Source organism: Xanthobacter versatilis (assembly GCF_043193975.1).
Lineage (GTDB): Bacteria > Pseudomonadota > Alphaproteobacteria > Rhizobiales > Xanthobacteraceae > Xanthobacter > Xanthobacter autotrophicus_E.
Window position 1 is genome coordinate 260,701 of record NZ_JBAFVB010000004.1, and the last position, 18,766, is coordinate 279,466.

Genomic DNA, 18,766 nt, shown 5'->3' on the forward strand with positions numbered 1-18,766 from the left:
ACCCGCGCGCCGCCTGACCTCATCGGCGGCCGTGTTGGCCTTCGGCTGCGCCTCGGCATATTTCCGGTCTTGTGGCGGCACAGGCGCGGCAGGGGCGGGGATATGTTCCGGCGCTGCGGAAGCACTTATACTATCGGTTGCGGTGTTCGACCGATGACGTGCGTTTCGCTCCATCGTCGCGCGGCCGGGGCCGTGCCGAAAGCGGTCCCGTCCGGCCGGCCTGTGTCGTCGTGTCTTTGTTCGGGGCGCGCCAAGTCTGTAGTAGACCGGCGCCAGCAACTTGTCGCAAGAGAGCGGTCGGCCGCCCTATTGCGATCCGAACTGTTCCAGGAGACCTCATGCCCCGCGCCGTCGCCGGCCCCGAGATCGAGCGCCTGATCCAGCTCATCGCCCGCCTTCCGGGGCTGGGGCCGCGTTCGGCGCGCCGGGTGGCGCTGCACCTCATCAAGAAGCGCGAGGCGCTGATGGCGCCGCTGGCCGACGCCATGACCGACGCGCTGGGCAAGATCGTGGAATGCCGGCGTTGCGGCAATGTGGACGTGTGCGACCCCTGCACCATCTGCACGGACACGTCGCGCGACCGGCGCACCCTGGTGGTGGTGGCGGACGTGGGCGACCTGTGGGCGCTGGAACGGGCGGGCGTGCTGAACGCCCCCTATCACGTGCTCGGCGGCGTGCTCTCGCCCCTCGACGGGGTGGGGCCGGAGGATCTCAACCTGGCGAAACTGGTCACGCGGGTGCATGAGGACGAGGTCGGCGAGGTCATCCTCGCCCTCGGCGCCACCGTAGACGGGCAGACCACCGCCCATTACATCACCGATCTGCTGCGGGAGGCCCATGTGCGGGTCACCCGTCTCGCGCAGGGCGTGCCGGTGGGCGGCGAGCTCGATTATCTGGACGAGGGCACCCTGTCCGCCGCCATCCGCGCCCGCACGCAGATGTGAGCGGTGAACCGGCCCCGCAGCCTCTGTTACTGAAGCATCCGCTCGAAATTGATCACGAACAGCTTCGGGTCGGGCTTCTTGTTCACCTGCACGTTGCTGAGGGTCACCTGGGTATCATAGCCCTGCGGATCGGTGATGATCCATTGCTTCAGGGCCGAGGTCTTGGCATCGAACAGGATCAGCAGGCGATACGTGCCCATCATGGGCACCTGCTCCTGGATGATCACCGAGATGAATTTGTCGTCCTGGAACACGCCCGCCACATGCTGGTCGGTGGCAAGGTCGATCCGCTCGGCCAGAAGGAAGCGCAGGGGCGTCTGCGACAGCGGGGTGATGTCCTGGGTGTTCAGCTTGCGGTCGCGCACTGCCACCGACTGGCCGTTGGCGATCAGCTCCACCGGGCTCGGCGCATCATATTCGAAGCGCACGCGGCCGGGCTTCTGCATGTAGACATCGCCGGTGCGGCGGGTGCCGTCCGGGTCGATCTGGGTGAAGTTGCCGGTCAGCGACTGGACCGAATTGTAGTAATTGGTGACCCGATCGACGGTGGCGCGGGGTGCCCGTCCGTCCGGATTGGCGGCGGCCGCCTGAACCTGCGGCCCCGCCGCCTGGGCGACCGTGAAGGAGGGCGCGCCGGGCTTCTGCGGCGGCAAGGGGGCAGCGTTGGGAGCGCTCTGCCTCTGCGGCGGCTTCATCAGGTCGCCGGGGGGCTGAATGGTCTGGGCCGAGGCAGCGGCGCCCGACAGTACGGCAAAGGTCGCGGCCAAGGTCGCGGCAAGGCATCCGGCGCCGGCGAGGCTGCGCGCGAGCGGCGACAGGCAGCGGCGGACGCGGGACGAGGCGGGTGGGCGGCTCGGCATCATTGAGGGTCTCTGGCGCGCGGCGTTCGGGACGGGAAGTGCGTAACCCTGGAACTGGTTCCGACCCCGCCCCGGCGCAGGCTGATCGGAAGTACATAATATCAATATAGACCCTGCCCAAGGCGTATGGCGATCCTGTGGCCTGGCCGTCGGCGAATGGACTGCTTCCGGCGAATACCGTTGCAGGTACCGGGCGCAGGGTGGGGGGATTTATTCCAGCGGCCCCGATCTTTGACCGGGGCCGGGAGGGTTTTACTCCGCTGCCTCTTCCGGCATCAGGATCTCGCGCTTGCCGGCATGGTTGGGGGCAGCGACGAGGCCTTCTTTCTCCATGCGCTCCACCAGCGAAGCGGCGCGGTTGTAGCCGATCTGCAGCCGGCGCTGGATATAGGAGGTGGAGCACTTGCGGTCGCGCATGACAACGGCGACCGCCTGCGAATAGAGGTCCTGCCCCTCCTCGCCGAAGCTGCCCTTGTCGAAGACCGCGCCGCCTTCGTCCTCGTCCTCGGTCTCGGCGGTCACCGCATCCACATAGGAGGGCACGCCCTGGGCCTTGAGGTGCTTCACCACGCTCTCCACCTCCTCGTCGGAGACGAAGGGGCCGTGCACGCGGGAGATGCGGCCGCCGCCGGCCATGTAGAGCATGTCGCCCTGGCCGAGCAGCTGCTCGGCGCCCATCTCGCCGAGGATGGTGCGGCTGTCGATCTTGGAGGTGACCTGGAACGAGATGCGGGTGGGGAAATTGGCCTTGATGGTGCCGGTGATCACATCCACGGATGGGCGCTGGGTGGCCATCACCAGGTGGATGCCGGCGGCGCGCGCCATCTGGGCGAGGCGCTGGATGGCGCCTTCGATGTCCTTGCCGGCCACCAGCATCAGATCGGCCATCTCATCGACGATGACGACGATATAGGGCAGGGGCTCGAGGTTCATTTCCTCGCGCTCGTAGATGGCCTCGCCGGTATCGTGGTCGAAGCCGGTCTGCACCGTGCGGGCCAAAGTCTCGCCCTTGTCGGTGGAATCCTTCACCCGCGCGTTGAAGCCGTCGATGTTGCGCACGCCCAGCTTCGACATCTTCTTGTAGCGGTCTTCCATCTCCTTCACCGCCCACTTCAGGGCAACCACCGCCTTCTTGGGATCGGTGACCACGGGGGCGAGCAGGTGCGGGATGCCGTCATAGACGGACAGCTCCAGCATCTTGGGGTCCACCATGATGAGGCGGCACTGCTCCGGCTTCAGCCGGTAGAGCAGGGAGAGGATCATGGTATTGATGGCCACCGACTTTCCCGAGCCGGTGGTGCCGGCCACCAGCAGGTGGGGCATGCGGGCGAGGTCCACGATCACCGGATCGCCGCCGATGGTCTTGCCCAGGGCGATGGCGAGCTTGTGGCCCGAATCGCCGAAATCCTTGGTGGCGAGCAGCTCGCGCAGCAGCACCTTCTCGCGCTTCTGGTTGGGCAGCTCGATGCCGATGGCGTTGCGTCCGGGAACCACCGCCACGCGCGCCGACACCGCGCTCATGGAGCGGGCGATGTCGTCGGCCAGCCCGATGACGCGGGACGACTTGATGCCCGGCGCCGGCTCCAGCTCGTAGAGGGTGACCACCGGGCCGGGGCGCACCTGGCCGATCTCGCCGCGCACGCCGAAATCCTCCAGCGTGCCCTTCAGCTCCTTCGCGGTGTCGGCAAGCGCCTCCGGGCTCATGGCCGGGGCCTTGGTCTGCACCGCGGGGGTCAGCAGGTCGAGGGCCGGATGCTGGTAGCCGGCGCGGCGGGATCCGCGCCGTCCGCCGGCATCGCGCTTTGCGGCGCGACCGCGGGGCTCGCCGCTGCCGAGATCCTGGCCGGCCTCGGCCCGCGGCTCCACCGCCGGACCGCCGCCGATGCGCGGTTCCATGCGCTCGCCGCCACGCCGGGCCGTGGGGCCGGCGGCGTCCGCGCCGCGGGGCGCCGCGTCGCGCTTGGACCCGAGGAGGCCGGCGACGTTCAGGCGGGCTTTCCACGACAGAAGGGTGTGGGTGAGGGCGCCGAGGGACACGGCGGCGCCATCGTCCTCCTCATCCTCGTCGCCCATCTCGCCGGGCAGTTCGGTGTCGGGCGCGACCCTCAGCGGCGTGCGTCGTCCGCCGCTCACCGCGAAGAACAGGCCGGTGGTGCCGAAGGCAAGGCCCGCCGCGCCGATCACCAGGGCATCGACGAGGGAGGCCGCGGAGCCGCGCACCACGCCCAGCGCCCGGGGAAACAGATCGCCCAGCGCTCCGCCCATGCCGGTGAGGCAGGGCCAGGTGTCGGGCCGGGGCAGGGCGCCGAGGAAGGCGGTCATTCCCAGAACGCCGATGAGCCAGCAGGTGGTGCGCATGCGCTCGCGGCTGAAGGGGCGATGGGTCACCAGCCGCCAGCCATAATAGAGCGGCGGCAGCAGCACCGCGAGAGCGGCGAGGCCGAACAGCTGCACCAGCAGGTCCGCCACCACCGCGCCGGGCCAGCCCAGAAGGTTGGTGACCGGGGCATGGGTGGCATTGGACAGACTCGGGTCCGAGGCCGACCAGGAGCCCAGCGCGACGAAGGAGGTCAGGGTCGCAATGATGAGGCTGGTGCCGACGATCTCGCGGCCGCGCCGCCGCACGGCAAGCCGCACGCCCTCGGGGATGAGGTCGAAGCGCGGGGCGGCGGGCGGCATGCGCGTGTTCAGCACGGCATCGGCGGTGGAGGAACGGCTTCTGGCCCTCGGCATCGGCGCGGCTCTCCTTCAGGTGAGGGCGGCGACGAGGCGGGTCAGCACCTCCTCGCAGGTGGGAAGATCCTGGACCAAAGCGACGCGCAGGAAGTTTGCGGCGGGGTTGGCGCCGGTGAGGTCGCGGCGGGCGAGATAGCCGCCGGGCACCGTGCGCAGGCCCTGCTCGCGCCACAGCTTCACCGCCGCCGCCTCGCCGCCCGACAGGGTGTCGGAGGCCAGATGCGACACGTCGAGCCACAGGAAGAAGCCGCCGCCGGGCCGCTCATAGCCGAGGCGACCCTCCAGCATGCGGTCAGCGAGGTCGAACTTGGCGCGATAGAGGTCGCGGGAGATGGTCACATGGGCCTCGTCCTCCAGCGCCGCCACCGCCACTGCCTGCAACGGCTCGGGCACCTGCGGCGCCGCCACCCAGCGGAAGGCGAGGAAATCCTTCAGGAAGGCCGGGTCGCCGGCGCAGAAGCCGCAGCGCAGGCCGGGCAAAGACGAGCGCTTGGACAGGGAGTTGAACGCCACCGCTCGGCTGAAGTCGCCCCCGGCCACCTCCAGGATGCCGGCAGGCTTTTCCGCGCCGAGGTAGATTTCCGAATAGCACTCGTCCGAGAACAGGAAGGCCCCGTGCCGGCGGGCCAGCTCCAGCGCCCGCCCGAGATAGGCGGCGGAGGCGATGGAGCCCTGCGGATTGGCGGGGGAGGCGATGTAGAGCGCCACCGTGCGTTCCAGCAGCGCGGGGTCGAGGGCGTCGAGATCGGGCAGCCAGCCGCTCTCGCGGGAGGTGGGCACCACCACCGCCTCGCAGCCTGCCGCCTCGGCACCGGCAGCGTACGCAGCATAGAAGGGGTTGGGCAGCAGCATGGCGGGGCGGCCCTTGGCGCCCTTCTTCGGATCGGTCAGCCGCCGCGCCACGATGGCGGCGGAGAACAGGCCCTCGCGCGAGCCGTTGAGCGCCAGCACCTCGCGGTCGGCATCGATGGGGCGGGCGAGGGCATAGCGCTGCGCCAGCCAGCGGGCGGCGGCGGCGCGGAAGGTGGGGGTGCCCTCGGCGCGCGGATAGCGGCCGAAGCCGGGCAGCGCCTGCGCCAGCACCGGGCCGACGAAATCCGGCATGGCATGCTGCGGCTCGCCCACGGCCGCGCTCAGGGGCTGGCGGCCGGGATCGATCCCCGCCAACAGGTCGGCGAGGCGGATGAAGGGCGAGCGGCGGTCCTCGGGAGGCGCGACGGGGGAAGCTGGCACGGCGGAGCGGTCTTTTCTCGCGGCGATCATGGTTGCCGCGAGAATGGGGCCGCGTCGGTTAAGGTGCGGCTAACTCAGATCGCAGGGATGCGTGACCGGGATCAAACCTTGGCGAGAACCTCGCGGGCCTGCCGCGCATCGGCCGCGATCTGGGCGACGAGGGCGTCGATACCGTCGAATTTCAGCTCCGGCCGCAGGTAGGCGTGGAATTCCACTTCCAGCGTCGCGCCGTAGAGATCGCCGGAAAAGTCGAACAGGTGCACCTCGAGAAGGGGGCGTCCATTGTCGAAGGTGGGACGGCGGCCGTAATTGGCGACCCCGTCGAAGCGCCCGAGCGGCGTTGCCGCGCGCACCGCATAGATGCCGAAGGCGAGGTCCATGTCCTCGGCGAGGGCGAGGTTGGCGGTGGGAAAGCCGATGGTGCGGCCGCGCTTGTCGCCGTGAAGCACCTCGGCCGCCACCGCGAACGGCCGGCCCAGCATGTGCGCCGCATGGCCCACCTGTCCCGATGCCAGCGCGCTGCGGATGGCGGTGGAGGAGATGGCGTCGTCCTCGTCGCGCATGGGGGGCACCACGGTGACCTTGAAGCCGTGCCGCCGTCCCGCATCCTCAAGGAAAGCCGGGGAGCCCGCGCGGGCGCGGCCGAAATGGAAGTCGAAGCCCACCGACACGCCGGTGACATTGTAGCGGCCCACCAGGACCTCGCGCACGAAATCCTCCGCCTCCATGGCGGCGAGCTGGGCGTCGAAGGGCAGCACGACGGCGCCCTGCAGCCCGCTTTCGGCGATGTGGCGCAGCTTGCGCGCCTCGGGGGTCAGGCGGAACGGCGCCGAAGCGGGATTGAAGAAGGTGCGCGGATGGGGCTCGAATGTGACGGCGATGGCCGGCACGCCGGCCTCGGCGGCCATGGCGCGGGCGGTGTCGAACACGGCCCGGTGGCCGCGATGCACCCCGTCGAAATTGCCGATGGCCACCACCGGCCGCGCCAGGGCGGGCGGAAGCTGTGCGTGGCCGCGCACCAGGAGGAAGTTGGAGGAGAGATCACCTGTCATCGGCGGGCTGCGGCCTTGCCTTGTCTTTTCGTCACTCGGCGAAACCGGGCGGCACCCGGCGCGCCAGCGGCGACGGTGATACGTGCTCTAGGCGCCGGGAGGCGTCAAGGGCGCCCTACCAGGCGAGGCGAGGCATGACGCCTCGCGGATGGGCATGGCCGGTGAACAGATCGGCGAGGCTTTCGGTGTCCGGGATGGCGCCGTCGACCGACTTCAGCTCCTGGGCATGGATGCCGCCGGAGATGAACAGGCTATCGAAGCCGGCATCATTGGCCCCGGCGATGTCGGTGCGCAGGGCATCGCCGATGCCGAGCACGCGGGTGCGGTCGATGACGGCGCCACGGATCACCTCGGCATGGGCGAAGGCGGTGTCGTAGATGGGTCGGTGGGGCTTGCCACACCAGAAGGCCTTGCCGCCCAGCTCCTCATAGGCCTTGGCGATGGCGCCGGAGCAGAAGATGAGCTGGTCGCCGCGCTCCACCACCAGGTCGGGATTTGCGCAGATCATCGGCAGGTCGCGGGCCTTCATGGCCTTGAGCGCGTCCGCGTAATCGTCCGGGGTTTCCACGTCGTCGTTGAACAGGCCGGTGACCACCACGAGGTCGGCATCGGCAAGGTCGGTCAGCGTGAGGCCGAGCCCGTCGAACAGGCTCAGGTCGCGCGCGGGGCCCAGGTGATAGGTGCGCGCGCCGCTGCGGGCGGCCAGCATCTCGCGGGTGACATCGCCGGAGGTGACGATGCCGTCATAGGCGGTGCGCGGCACGCCGAAGCCGTCCAGCATCTCCATGACGAAGCGGTTGGGCCGCGGCGCGTTGGAGACGAGAATCACGCTGGCCCCGCCGGCACGGGCGCGGGTCAGGGCGTCATGGGCACTCTCGAAGGCGATGACGCCATTATGCAGCACGCCCCACACGTCGCAGAGAATGAGATCGTACTGGCCCGCATAGGCGGACAGGCCGGACACCATGGGCGGTGCGTGGGGGTGTGCCCTGTGCGTGCTGTCGGAGCGCTCGGCCATAAGTCGTCTTTCTCGGGTCGTCTTTCTCTTGTGCGGCGCACAAGTGCCACGACGAAAGGCGGACGACAAGGGCGGCGCGTGGGGAGCGTCTCGGGCAGGACACGGATCGCCGCTCGCGCCGGAAAGAGCGGCTGCCCTCTCCCGAGTGTGGAAGAGGGCAGGGCGGGGGCACGGCACCGGGCGCAAGCGCGGCCGGCGAGACGCCGTGGCCTTTCGCCGGAAGGCGTCCCCTCAAACCCCGATCAGGGATGCCCCTTGCCGGGATGGCCGCCGCCATGGGGATTACCCATGCCATGCGGATGGCCGCCGCCGTGCCCGCCACCCATGCCGTGGGGCGCGCCGCCCGGATGCCCCCCCTTCGGCTGCTCCTTCTGGGCTGCCGGCGTGGTGGAGCGGGTGCGCGCCTCCACCCCCGGCACCTGTTTCACCAGTTCACGGAAGGCGTCGCCGCGCACCTCGAAATTGGGGAACTGATCGAAGCTGGCGCAGGCTGGCGACAGCAACACCACCGGATCCTTCAGCCCGGAGGCCTCGGCATCCCGCGCGGCGGCGGCCACCGCCTTGTCGAGGGTGCCGACGATCTCGTGGGCGACGGTGCCGCCGAGGGTCGCGGCGAAATCTTCAGCCGCCTCGCCGATGAGGTAGGCCTTCGCCACGCGATCGAAGAACGGCGCGAGCGGGGCGATGCCGCCGGTCTTGGGCTTGCCGCCGGCGATCCAGAAGATGTTGGTGAAGCTCGCCAGCGCCCGCTCAGCGGCGTCCGCGTTGGTGGCCTTGGAATCGTTGACGAACAGCACCGCGCCCTTGTTGCCCACCTCTTCCATGCGGTGGGCAAGGCCGGGGAAGCGCTTCATGGCGATGGTGATGATCTCGGGCGCGACCCCCACGCCGCGGCAGGCGGCAAAGGCGGCGGCGGCGTTCTGCGCATTGTGCGTGCCGCGCAGGGAGCCGATGCCGGCGAGCGGCAGGCGGAAGCGCTCGGCCCCGCCCTCGGACACCACCAGCGTCTCGCCGTCGAGCCAGATGCCGTCCGGCAGCGCGTGCTTCACCGAGATGCGCACGACGTGCTTGCCCGCCTCGACGGCCCGGTCCGCCATGGCGGCGGAGAAATCGTCATCCACGCCCACCACGGCGGTGCCGCCGCCCTCGACGCCGGCGACGAGCCGCTCCTTGACCGCCGCGTAGTGCTCGATGGTGCCGTGGCGGTCGAGATGATCGGGGGTGATGTTCAGCATCACGCCAACGGAGGGGTCGAGGCTGGGGGCGAGGTCCACCTGGTAGGACGAGCACTCCACCACATGCACCCGGCCCGGCTTGGGCGGGGCGAGGGAGAGGATGGCGGTGCCGATATTGCCGCCCATCTGCACGTCGCGTCCGGCCACCCGCAGGATGTGGGTGATGAGCGCCGTGGTGGTGGACTTGCCGTTGGTGCCGGTGATGGCGATGAAGGGCGAGCGCCGGGCGATGGCGTGCCGCTCGCGGCAGAACAGCTCGATGTCGCCGATCACCTCCGCGCCGGCGTCGCGCGCCAGCTTCACCGACCAGTGCGGCTCGGGATGGGTGAGCGGCACGCCGGGGGAGAGCACGAGCGCGGCCACGATGGTCCAGTCGATGGACCTTAAGTCCTGGACCAGGATGCCGGCCTCGCCGGCCTTGCGGCGGGAGGCCTCGGCATCGTCATAGGCGATCACATGGGCGCCGCCGGCCTTGAGCGCTTCGGCGGTGGCGAGCCCGGAGCCGCCGAGCCCGAAAAGGGCGACGGTCCGGTCCTTGAAGACGGTGACGGGGATCATGGCTTTGCGAAAATTCCGGTGCGGCAATGGTCGTCTCATTTCCGTCTAGAGCAAGACGGGCAAAAGTGCGAATGCCTTTCGCAACCACAGAAGCCTTACGGGAAATCCCGTGGTTGACCGCCGACAACATTCGGAACATTGAATGTTGAACGAGGGGAGCCGGACCAGTTCGGGAGGATCTGCCGGAACGGCAAATCCGTATCTCTCATCATTAAGCGAGACCGTGCTGCCGGCCCGATGGCGATGCCATTGCGGCGGAGCCGGCTCGGGGCAGAGGAGGTGAGCATGGCCAATGTGGGTGGTTTGGATCGCGTGCTGCGGTTCGTCTTCGGAGTGGTGCTGATCCTGGTGCCGTTCGTGGCGCCCTCGATGCCGGCGCTGGCGGGGCTTGGCAACTGGGGCTGGCTCATCGGGGCCATGGGCGTGGTGATGCTGCTCACCGCGATCTTCCGCTTTTGTCCGGCCTATGTGCCGTTCGGGATCAGGACCTGCGAGCGGGAGTGAGGCTTTCAGGCCTCCAAGCATGAAAAAGGCCCGGGGAGAGCATCCCGCGGGCCTTTTTTGTCGGATTGAGCCGCCCCTCAGCGCAGCTTCAATGTCGCGAGGCCCGCCAGCGCCAGTACCACGGCGACGATCCAGAAGCGGATCACCACCTGCGGCTCGGTCCAGCCGAGCTGTTCGAAATGGTGGTGGATGGGCGCCATCTTGAACACCCGCTTGCCGGTGAGCTTGAACGACACCACCTGCACGATCACCGACACCGCCTCCAGCACGAACAGGCCGCCGATGACCGCCAGCACGATCTCGTGCTTTGTCGCCACCGCCACCGTGCCGAGCAGTCCGCCCAGGGCGAGCGAGCCGGTGTCGCCCATGAACACCTGGGCCGGCGGCGCGTTGAACCACAGGAAGCCGAGGCCCGCCCCCATCAGCGCCCCGCAGATCACCGCCAGCTCGCCGACGCCGGCCACATAGTGGATCTGCAGATAGTCGGCGAACACCACGTTGCCGGCGAGATAGGCGATGAAGCCGAACGAGCCCGCCGCGATCATCACCGGCACGATGGCGAGGCCGTCGAGCCCGTCGGTGAGGTTCACCGCATTGCCCGCCGCCACGATGACGAACATGCCGAAGATGGCGAAGAACATGCCGAGGTTCAGCAGCAGGTCCTTGAAGAAGGGGAAGGCCACCGAGGTGGACAGCCCCGGCTTGCCCACGCTCATGACGATGACCACCGCGACCCCGGCGATCACCGCCTCGATGGCGAGGCGCGCCTTGCCGGACAGGCCATTGTGGGTCTGCTTGGTCACCTTCAGATAGTCGTCGTAGAAGCCGATGAGGCCGAAGCCCAGCGTCACCCCCAGCACCACCCAGACATAGGGGTTGGAGAGGTTCGCCCACAGCAGGGTGGCGACCACGATGCCCGACAGGATCATGAGCCCGCCCATGGTGGGCGTGCCCTTCTTGGTGAGCAGGTGCGACTGCGGCCCGTCGGTGCGGATGGGCTGGCCCTTGCCCTGCTTCAGGCGGAGCGTGGAGATCATGCCCGGCCCGAACAGGAACACGAACAACAGTGCCGTCACCACCGCCCCGCCGGTGCGAAAGGTGATGTAGCGGAACACGTTGAAGGCGGGGAACGACGCGTGGAATTCGGCAAGCCACTGGAGCATTGAAAAATTATCCTTCGAGCAGCGCGTCCTCGCCGGCGCGGAAGCGCTCGGCGAGCTTCTTGACCAGGGGTCCCATGCGGCTGCCGTTGGATCCCTTCACCATGAGCGTGTCGCCGACGCGGATGGCGGCGGCCACCATGGGTTCAAGGTGGGTGGCGTGGATGGCATAGCCGCCCCGCCGTTCCGAGGGGAGCGCCTGCCACAGGGCGTGCATCTGGGGTCCGCAGCAATAGACCTGATCGATCTTCGCCGCGACGATGGCCTCAGCGAGGCCGGCGTGGTGCGCCTCCCCGTCCGGACCCAGTTCCAGCATGTCGCCCAGCACCGCGATGCGCCGGCCGCGCGGCCCCACCGGGGTGCGGCTGAGCACGTCGAGGGCGGCGCGCATGGAGGCGGGATTGGCGTTGTAGCTCTCGTCCAGCAGGGTGGCCTGGCCGCCCTTCAGCTGGAGCTGGAGCGGCACGCCGCGCCCCGGCGGCGGCTTGAGGTGCGACAGGGCGAGGGCGGCGAGCGCCATGTCGGCGCCGGCGAGCTTGGCGGCGGCGAGCACCGCCAGCATGTTCTGCACGATGTGGCGGCCGGGCATGCCCACCTTGAAGGTGACCGGCGTGCCCATCACGTCCGCCACCGCCACCGAGCAATAGGATTTCAGCGCGGCATCCTTCAGCCGCACGTCGGCGCCTTCGCCGGAGCCGAAGCTGACAATGCGGGAGATGCCGCGCGCGCCGGCCGCCGCCTTCAGGCGGTCGAACAGGGGATTGTCGAGGTTCAGCACCGCTGCCCCGCCCGGCTCCACCCCGTCGAAGATCTCCGCCTTGGCGTCGGCGATCTCCTCGATGGACGAGAACTGGGCGATGTGCACCGGCTCCACCGTGGTGACGATGGCCACATGCGGGCGCACCAGCCGCACCAAAGGCGTGATCTCGCCCGGATGATTCATGCCGATCTCGAACACGCCGTAGCGCGCCTCCCGCGGGAAGCGGGCCAGCGACAGGGGCACGCCCCAGTGATTGTTGTAGGAGGCGGCGGAGGCGTGGGTCTCCCCATCGGCGCCCAGCGCGATGCGCAGGGCCTCCTTGGTGGTGGTCTTGCCCACCGATCCGGTTACCGCCACGATCTGCGCCTTTGAGCGCGCGCGGGCGGCGCGGGCCACGTCGGTGAGGGCGGCGAGCACGTCGTCCACCACCAGCAGCGGCGCGTCGTCGGGGAAGGCATCGGCCCGGTCGCGGGCGACGACGCAGAGGGCCGCGCCGGCGCCCAGCGCCTTCTCCACATAGGCGTGGCCGTCACTGTTCTCGCCGGTGATGGCGAAGAAGGCATCGCCGGGGACGAGCGTGCGGCTGTCGATGGAGATGCCGGTGACGTCGTGGGGCGCCCCGCGCACGGCGGCGCCCGTGGCCTCCACCATTTCGGCAACTGTGTGCAGGACCCGACCGCTCATGCCAGCGCTCATGTTCATGCCGCTACCTCCTGCGAAGCCCGCGCCCATCGTTCCGCTCCGCGCGACGATGGGATGACGCGTGCTCTTACCCCAAATTGAGAGACGGACTCCCGGAACCCGACTCAAGAGCGGCACGGACTTCCGCCGCGTCCGAGAACGGATATGTCCGGTCGCCGATGATTTGGCCGGTTTCGTGACCCTTGCCGGCAACAATGAGCGCATCCCCAGGCTGAAGCAGCGCCACGGCCGCCTTGATGGCCTCCGCCCGGTCGCCGATTTCCCTGGCGCCGTGGGCGCCTTCCAGGATTTCGGCGCGGATGGCGGCGGGGTCCTCGCTGCGGGGATTGTCGTCGGTGACGATCACCACGTCCGCCTTGGAGGCGGCGATGGCGCCCATGAGGGGGCGCTTGCCCTTGTCCCGGTCGCCGCCGCAGCCGAACACCACCATGAGACGCCCCGGCACCGCCGCGCGCAGGGTGTCGAGCACGGTGGCCAGCGCCTCCGGCTTGTGGGCGTAGTCCACGAACACGGGCCGGCGCGGATCGTCGCCGATGCGCTCCAGCCGGCCGGGCACGCCGGTCAGATATGCGAGGGCCTCCAGCGCCGCCGCCCGCTCCGCCCCGCAGGCAATGGCAAGGCCGGCGGCGAGCAAAGCGTTGTCGAGCTGGAAGCGGCCCACCAGCGGCACGATGGCATGACTGCCGTCGGCGAACATCACCTTCTGCCCGGTGCCGGACCCCGTGGTACCGAAGATGTCGAGACCGGTTGCCTGCCCCTCGCCGATGGGCAGCAGCTTCAGGCCGCGCGTCTCAGCCCAGGCCAGCGCATTGGCGGCGAATGGCGCGCCGGTCACCGCCACGGCGGTGGCGTCATCCGGCATCACCTGGGTGAAGAGGCGGAGCTTGGCCCGGAAATAGGCGTCGATGGTGGGATGGTAGTCCAGATGGTCGCGGCCGAGATTGGTGAAGCCGCCGGCGGTGAAGCGCACGCCGTCGAGCCGCTTCTGGTCCAGCCCGTGGGAGGAGGCCTCCAGCGCCATGTGGGTGACGCCCTCGCCGGCGAGGCGGTCGAGGGTGGCGTGCAGCTCCACCGGATCGGGAGTGGTGAGGCTGCCATAGGTGGAGCCGTCCGGCGCCACCAGGCCGATGGTGCCCAGATAGGCCGCCTTGTGGCCGAGCCGCTCCCAGATCTGCCGCAGGAAGAAGGCGACCGAGGTCTTGCCCGCCGTCCCCGTCACCGCCGCGATGGTGGCCGGCTGGCGCGGATAGAAGCGCGCCGCCGCCAGCGACAGGGAGCGCCGCACGTCGAGGGAGAAGGCAAGCGCCACCTGGGGCGGCAGCACCGGCCGGGGCGCGGCGGGCTCCATCAGCACCGCCGAAGCGCCGCGCGCCACCGCATCGGCGATGAAGCGGCTGCCGTCCGCATGGGTGCCGGGAATGGCGACGAAGAGGTCGCCGGGATTGATCCTGCGGCTGTCGGCGGAGAGGCCGAAGACGGGCTCGTCGCCCGCGCCGGCGGATAGGATACGGGCGTGGCCGTCGAGGAGCTGTCCGAGGGAAAGGCTGGTCATCGGACCTCTTTTGGCATCCACCCGCGCCGGTTGTCACCCTCGACCTGAGGTCGCGTCACGCGGGTGGTATCAATGTGCGGCCAAGGACGATTCCAAGAGCCGGCGCGCGTTTCTCACCGACCAAGGTCAAGCCCGCGCGGCGCTTGAGCGAGGGCTCTCAGTGGCGGTCGGCGACCTTGAGCGGCATGCGCAGCAGCTGTTCCGCATTGGGCAGGTTCTGCCGCGGCGCGATGTTCAGCAGGGGCGCGATGCGCTCCACGATCTTGCCGGCGGTGGGCGCCGCGTTCCAGCCCGAGGTGGCAAAGCCGTAGGTCTCCGAGGTGGCCTTGGGCTCATCCAGCATCACCAGGACCAGGTAGCGCGGCTTGTCCATGGGGAAGATCGCGGTGAAGGAGGTGAGCAGCTTGTTCTTGGCATAGCGCCCGTTCACCACCTTCTCGGCGGTGCCGGTCTTGCCGCCCACCAGATAGCCGGGAACCTCCGCCTTGGTGGCGGTGCCCTTCTCGGCGTTGAGGCGCATGATGTAGCGCATCTTGTCCGAGGTCTCGGGCTTCAGCACCCGCACTGCCACCTTCTGCGCCTCCTCGGGGGTGCGCTTGATGAAGGTGGGGGTGATGAGATAGCCGCCGTTCACCATGGAATTCACCGCCATCACCGCCTGCAGCGGGGCGACGGAGAGGCCGTGGCCGAAGGCGATGGTGGCGGAGTTCAGTTCGCCCCAGCGCTTGGGCACGATGGGCTCCGAGCTTTCCGGCAGCTCGGTGCGCAGCCGGTCGAGCTGGCCCATCTTCTTCAGGAACGCCTTGTGGGCCTCGACCCCGAGGGAGAGCACCATCTTCGCCGTGCCCACGTTGGACGACACGAGGAAGATCTCCGGCACCGTCAGCACCCGGTTCTCGGCGTGGTAGTCGGAGATCTTGAAGCGGCCGAAATGCATGGCGCCGCGGGCGTCGAACGAGGAGTTCAGCCCGATCTTGCCGGAATCCAGCGCCATGGCGAAGGACAGGGCCTTGAAGGTGGAGCCCATCTCGAACACGCCGGTGGTGAGCCGGTTGAGATAGGCGTCGTCCTTCGGGTTGCCGGGCACGTTGGGGTCGAAGTCCGGCAGCGACACCATGGAGATGATCTCGCCGGTGTTGACATCGGTCACCACCGCCATGGCGTGGAGGGCGGAGAACTTGTTCTTGGCCCGGATCAGCTCGTCACGCACGGCGTGCTGGACCCGCATGTCCATGGACAGCTCCACCGGCTCCTGCTGGAGGTCGGTGGCAAAGCCCGCGAGGTGCAGCTCGGCGAGGCCCCGGCCGTCGATGTATTTTTCGAGGCCCGAGATGCCCTGGTTGTCCACGTTCACGCCGCCCATGACATGGGACAGGATGGGCCCGTCCGGATAGATGCGGCGGTTTTCCTTCAGGAAGCCGATGCCGGGCAGGCCGAGGCGGTGGATGGCGCGCATCTGCGCCGGGGTGATCTCCCGCTTCAGCCAGGCGAAGCCCTTGCCGGAATTCAGCCGCTTGCGGCTTTCCTCCACGTCGAGGTCGGGCAGCACCTTCAGCAGGCCCTCCAGCGCCTCGTCGGGATCGATGAGGCGGCGCGGCTCGGCGAACAGGGACGGCGACTTCACGTCGATGGCAATGATGTCGCCGTTGCGGTCGATGATATCCGGGCGCGCCGAGCTCACCGCGTCCGTGCTGCGGCCGCGGGTGGCGCCGGGATCGGAGATGATGGCGAGGTGCGACAGCTGCGTCGCGATGGCGACGAACACCGCGCAGAAGGCGAACATGATCAGCTTGATGCGTCCGCGCGCCACCGTGTCCGCATCGCCCCGGTCGAGGCCGAACAAGCCGCGCACCATATGCCGGCCTGCGCGCCAGGCGAGGTGGCCGAGGCGCACCGCGAGCGCCGAGGCGATGTTCCAGGTGGCGATGGCGGCGCGGCGCAGGGCGCGCAGCACGGCGCGGCCGGCGGCGGCGGCATAGCGGCCGACGGTGTCCAGCAGCACCGCGCAGGCGGCGTCGGCCTTCTGGATCTCCGGACCCAGGGCGGCCGCCGTGTCGGCGGCGAAACGGGCGATGCGGGCGGAAAAGGGCGTCTTCTCGACCATGGCGACCTCTTCAGCGTTGCCCGGAGAACAGGCGCTTGAGCCCTTCGATGAGGTCCGGCCCCGGATCGGGACGGGCCTCGGGGGCGGCAGGCGGCGCAGCGGGGGCATTCTGGACAATGGGGGCGGCGCTCGGGCGGGGCGGCCGGGGCGGGCTCGCCGACGCGGTGCTCGCGGGCGGCTTGGGCGGCGTGGCGGGGCGCAGGGCCGAGGTGGCCGGCACCGAGGCGCCACCGGAGCTGGTGGGTGCGGTGGGCGAGCCCGACGGCTTCGACGACGTGGAGGAGGTGACCAGCGGCGCGTCCACCAGCGCTTCGAGCAGGCCGCCGATGCCGTCCGCGCTGTTGGCGGGCTTCTCCGGCAGGTCGTCGAGGCTGGAGATGGAATCGATGTCCAGCCGCTTCATGTCGAGGTGTCGCTCGGCAAGGCCCTGGATGTAGATGGGCGAGGTGCGGCGCGCCCATTCGGCCCGCATCAGGGAGATGGAATCGCGTTCCTTGCGGATTTGCGTGCGCAGGGTGGCGAGGCGTTCGGCTTCGGCGGTGGACGCGTATTTCAGCTGGTAGACCACCGCGGCGGTCACCAGAAGCGCGACGACCATCACGACATTGGCGACCCGGAACATGTCTTCTAGCGTCTCCGCCCGTGGCGTTGCTGTGGTGGAGCTGGCAACAGCCCCATCAGGTCACCGCCCGGATGCGCCGGGGCGTTCGTGCGTTCGGCCGCGCGAAGTTTCGCGGACCTTGCGCGCGGATTGCCTGCCACTTCGTCGGGACCGGGTTCCACCACGCCTTTCGCCACGAGGCGGAAGGCAGGCTCCGGACCCTCCGCCTGCGGCAGGTGGCGCGACGCGGACGGTGCCTTTGCCCGGTTTGACAGAAAAGTCTTAACGATCCTGTCCTCTAGGGAATGGAAGGTGACAACCACCAGCCGCCCGCCCGGAGCCAGCGCCCGTTCGGCGGCCACAAGAGCTTGCACCAGCTCGGATAACTCCTCGTTCACGGCGATGCGCAGGGCCTGGAAGGTGCGGGTCGCCGGGTGCATCTCGCCGGGCTTCTGCCAGACGATGCGCGACACGATCTCGGCCAGTTGGGCGGTGCGGGTGATGGGCGATTCGTCCCGCGCCTTCACGATGGCGCGGGCGATGGGCCGCGAGTGCCGCTCTTCCCCGAGGCTCCAGATGAGATGGGCGAGCTGCACCTCGTCCAGCGTCGCCACGAGGTCGGCGGCGGAAGGGCCGGTGTCGCTCATGCGCATGTCGAGGGGGCCGTCGCGGCGGAACGAGAAGCCCCGCTCGGCCTGGTCGAGCTGCATGGAGGAGACGCCGATGTCCAGCACCACGCCGTCGAGGGGCGTGAAATCGTGCTCCTGCGCCACCGCGTCGAGCCTGGAAAAGCGGTCGTTGACCAAAGTGAGCCGCCCGGCGGCCTCGGCCACGAGGTCGGCGCCGGCGGCGATGGCGGTGGGGTCGCGGTCGATGGCCAGCACCCGGCAATCGGCGGCATTCAGGATGCCCCGCGTGTAACCTCCCGCGCCGAAGGTGCCGTCCACATAGCGGCCGGCGTCCTTCGGCGCGAGGTGCGCGAGAACCTCGGCGAGCATCACAGGCAGGTGACGGGCCGGTCCGCCAGCGGCGTCGGCGGGGCCGACCCCGTGGCCCGTCGTCATGCCTTGGTGCTCCTCGGGTTCTCCGCTCGGGAGCCGATGGCCTGGCGCAGCTCGCGCACCCGTTGGGTGGCCTCCGCGAGATGCGCCTTCAACCGCTCCGGTTCCCAGATCCGGAATTTGTGCCCCAGCCCCACGAACGCCACCTGGTCGGTGATCGCCGCATGGGCCTTCAAGGTATCGCTCAGCACCACCCGGCCTTCCGGGTCGATGCGCAAGGTCTCGCTGGTGCCGTAGAGGGCGGCGGCCAGCTCCTCGCGCGCCTCGGAATAGGGCGGGTAGCTCTCGATCAGCGCGTCGATCTCGCCGACGAGCCGGTTTCCGCCCGCGTCCAGCGCGGGTTCGGCAAGGCTCGGATGGCAGTAGAGGCCGTCCGCGCCGTCCTTGGCCAGCACCGTGCGGAAGGGCGCGGGGATGGAAACCCGGCCCTTGGCGTCGAGCCGCATCGTGTAGGTGGACACGAAGCGGTCCATGGCGCCCGGGTGCCCCTCTCTTCCGGCAGGCCGCGGTCAAGGCCGCCTGCGCGACGGCGAAGGCCGTCCAACGTGTTCATGGGTAATAATGGGCTAACATGGGATTTCATGGGCGTCAACGGAATGGCATGGGCGCGGGCATGGTGGGGCGCGCCCTGTCCTGCGCTGAGGCCGCATGTTTGCGGCCTCAGGCGGAAGAGGGTTCACGCTGGT

At 69.4% G+C, this 18,766-nt stretch carries 15 protein-coding genes; 2 read left to right on the forward strand and 13 right to left on the reverse strand.

Going from position 1 to position 18,766, the window contains the following annotated elements:
• Positions 1-338 precede the first annotated feature (338 nt).
• Positions 339-944 (forward strand): recombination mediator RecR, encoded by a 606-nt coding sequence (gene recR, locus V5F66_RS10950; RefSeq protein ID WP_394093846.1) that lies wholly within the window; start codon positions 339-341, stop codon positions 942-944.
• A 26-nt stretch (positions 945-970) separates the two neighbouring features.
• On the opposite strand, the gene V5F66_RS10955 is transcribed toward recR, so the two are convergent.
• The 6 genes from V5F66_RS10955 to murD form a co-directional block, all read right to left on the reverse strand.
• Complete coding sequence (locus V5F66_RS10955) at positions 971-1,807, reverse strand: outer-membrane lipoprotein carrier protein LolA (protein WP_394053278.1); 837 nt, start codon at positions 1,805-1,807, stop codon at positions 971-973.
• A 249-nt stretch (positions 1,808-2,056) separates the two neighbouring features.
• The gene (locus V5F66_RS10960) at positions 2,057-4,537 is read right to left on the reverse strand and encodes a DNA translocase FtsK (RefSeq protein ID WP_394093847.1); all 2,481 of its coding nucleotides are present in this window, start codon (positions 4,535-4,537) and stop codon (positions 2,057-2,059) included.
• Positions 4,538-4,552: 15 nt separating this feature from the next.
• Complete coding sequence (locus V5F66_RS10965; protein WP_012113865.1) at positions 4,553-5,803, reverse strand: aminotransferase class I/II-fold pyridoxal phosphate-dependent enzyme; 1,251 nt, start codon at positions 5,801-5,803, stop codon at positions 4,553-4,555.
• 71 nt (positions 5,804-5,874) lie between these two features.
• A complete protein-coding gene (locus tag V5F66_RS10970) occupies positions 5,875-6,825 on the reverse strand; it encodes a bifunctional riboflavin kinase/FAD synthetase (RefSeq protein ID WP_394053282.1) in 951 nt (316 codons plus the stop codon).
• 115 nt (positions 6,826-6,940) lie between these two features.
• Positions 6,941-7,843, reverse strand: coding sequence for a TIGR01459 family HAD-type hydrolase (locus V5F66_RS10975; RefSeq protein ID WP_394093848.1), 903 nt, complete (start codon positions 7,841-7,843; stop codon positions 6,941-6,943).
• Positions 7,844-8,085: 242 nt separating this feature from the next.
• On the reverse strand, positions 8,086-9,636 hold the full coding sequence (gene murD, locus V5F66_RS10980) for a UDP-N-acetylmuramoyl-L-alanine--D-glutamate ligase (RefSeq protein WP_394093849.1): 1,551 nt from the start codon (positions 9,634-9,636) through the stop codon (positions 8,086-8,088).
• Between the two features lie 285 nt (positions 9,637-9,921).
• Between murD and V5F66_RS10985 the strand changes: the two genes are divergently transcribed.
• On the forward strand, positions 9,922-10,140 hold the full coding sequence (locus V5F66_RS10985; RefSeq protein ID WP_012113869.1) for a YgaP family membrane protein: 219 nt from the start codon (positions 9,922-9,924) through the stop codon (positions 10,138-10,140).
• Positions 10,141-10,217: 77 nt separating this feature from the next.
• On the opposite strand, the gene mraY is transcribed toward V5F66_RS10985, so the two are convergent.
• From mraY to V5F66_RS11020, 7 genes are all read right to left on the reverse strand, one after another.
• On the reverse strand, positions 10,218-11,303 hold the full coding sequence (gene mraY / locus V5F66_RS10990; RefSeq protein ID WP_012113870.1) for a phospho-N-acetylmuramoyl-pentapeptide-transferase: 1,086 nt from the start codon (positions 11,301-11,303) through the stop codon (positions 10,218-10,220).
• A 7-nt stretch (positions 11,304-11,310) separates the two neighbouring features.
• The gene (locus V5F66_RS10995) at positions 11,311-12,762 is read right to left on the reverse strand and encodes a UDP-N-acetylmuramoylalanyl-D-glutamyl-2,6-diaminopimelate--D-alanyl-D-alanine ligase (RefSeq protein WP_394001071.1); all 1,452 of its coding nucleotides are present in this window, start codon (positions 12,760-12,762) and stop codon (positions 11,311-11,313) included.
• A 67-nt stretch (positions 12,763-12,829) separates the two neighbouring features.
• Positions 12,830-14,314 (reverse strand): UDP-N-acetylmuramoyl-L-alanyl-D-glutamate--2,6-diaminopimelate ligase, encoded by a 1,485-nt coding sequence (locus V5F66_RS11000; RefSeq protein WP_394053292.1) that lies wholly within the window; start codon positions 14,312-14,314, stop codon positions 12,830-12,832.
• A gap of 157 nt (positions 14,315-14,471) precedes the next feature.
• Positions 14,472-16,169, reverse strand: a complete 1,698-nt coding sequence (locus V5F66_RS11005; RefSeq protein ID WP_394093877.1) for a peptidoglycan D,D-transpeptidase FtsI family protein — start codon at positions 16,167-16,169, stop codon at positions 14,472-14,474.
• Between the two features lie 259 nt (positions 16,170-16,428).
• Positions 16,429-17,040, reverse strand: a complete 612-nt coding sequence (ftsL, locus tag V5F66_RS11010) for a cell division protein FtsL (RefSeq protein ID WP_012113874.1) — start codon at positions 17,038-17,040, stop codon at positions 16,429-16,431.
• Positions 17,041-17,045: 5 nt separating this feature from the next.
• Complete coding sequence (gene rsmH / locus V5F66_RS11015; RefSeq protein ID WP_394093850.1) at positions 17,046-18,083, reverse strand: 16S rRNA (cytosine(1402)-N(4))-methyltransferase RsmH; 1,038 nt, start codon at positions 18,081-18,083, stop codon at positions 17,046-17,048.
• A complete protein-coding gene (locus V5F66_RS11020; RefSeq protein WP_012113876.1) occupies positions 18,080-18,553 on the reverse strand; it encodes a division/cell wall cluster transcriptional repressor MraZ in 474 nt (157 codons plus the stop codon). The genes rsmH and V5F66_RS11020 overlap by 4 nt, the downstream gene beginning before the upstream one ends.
• Positions 18,554-18,766: the final 213 nt, after the last annotated feature.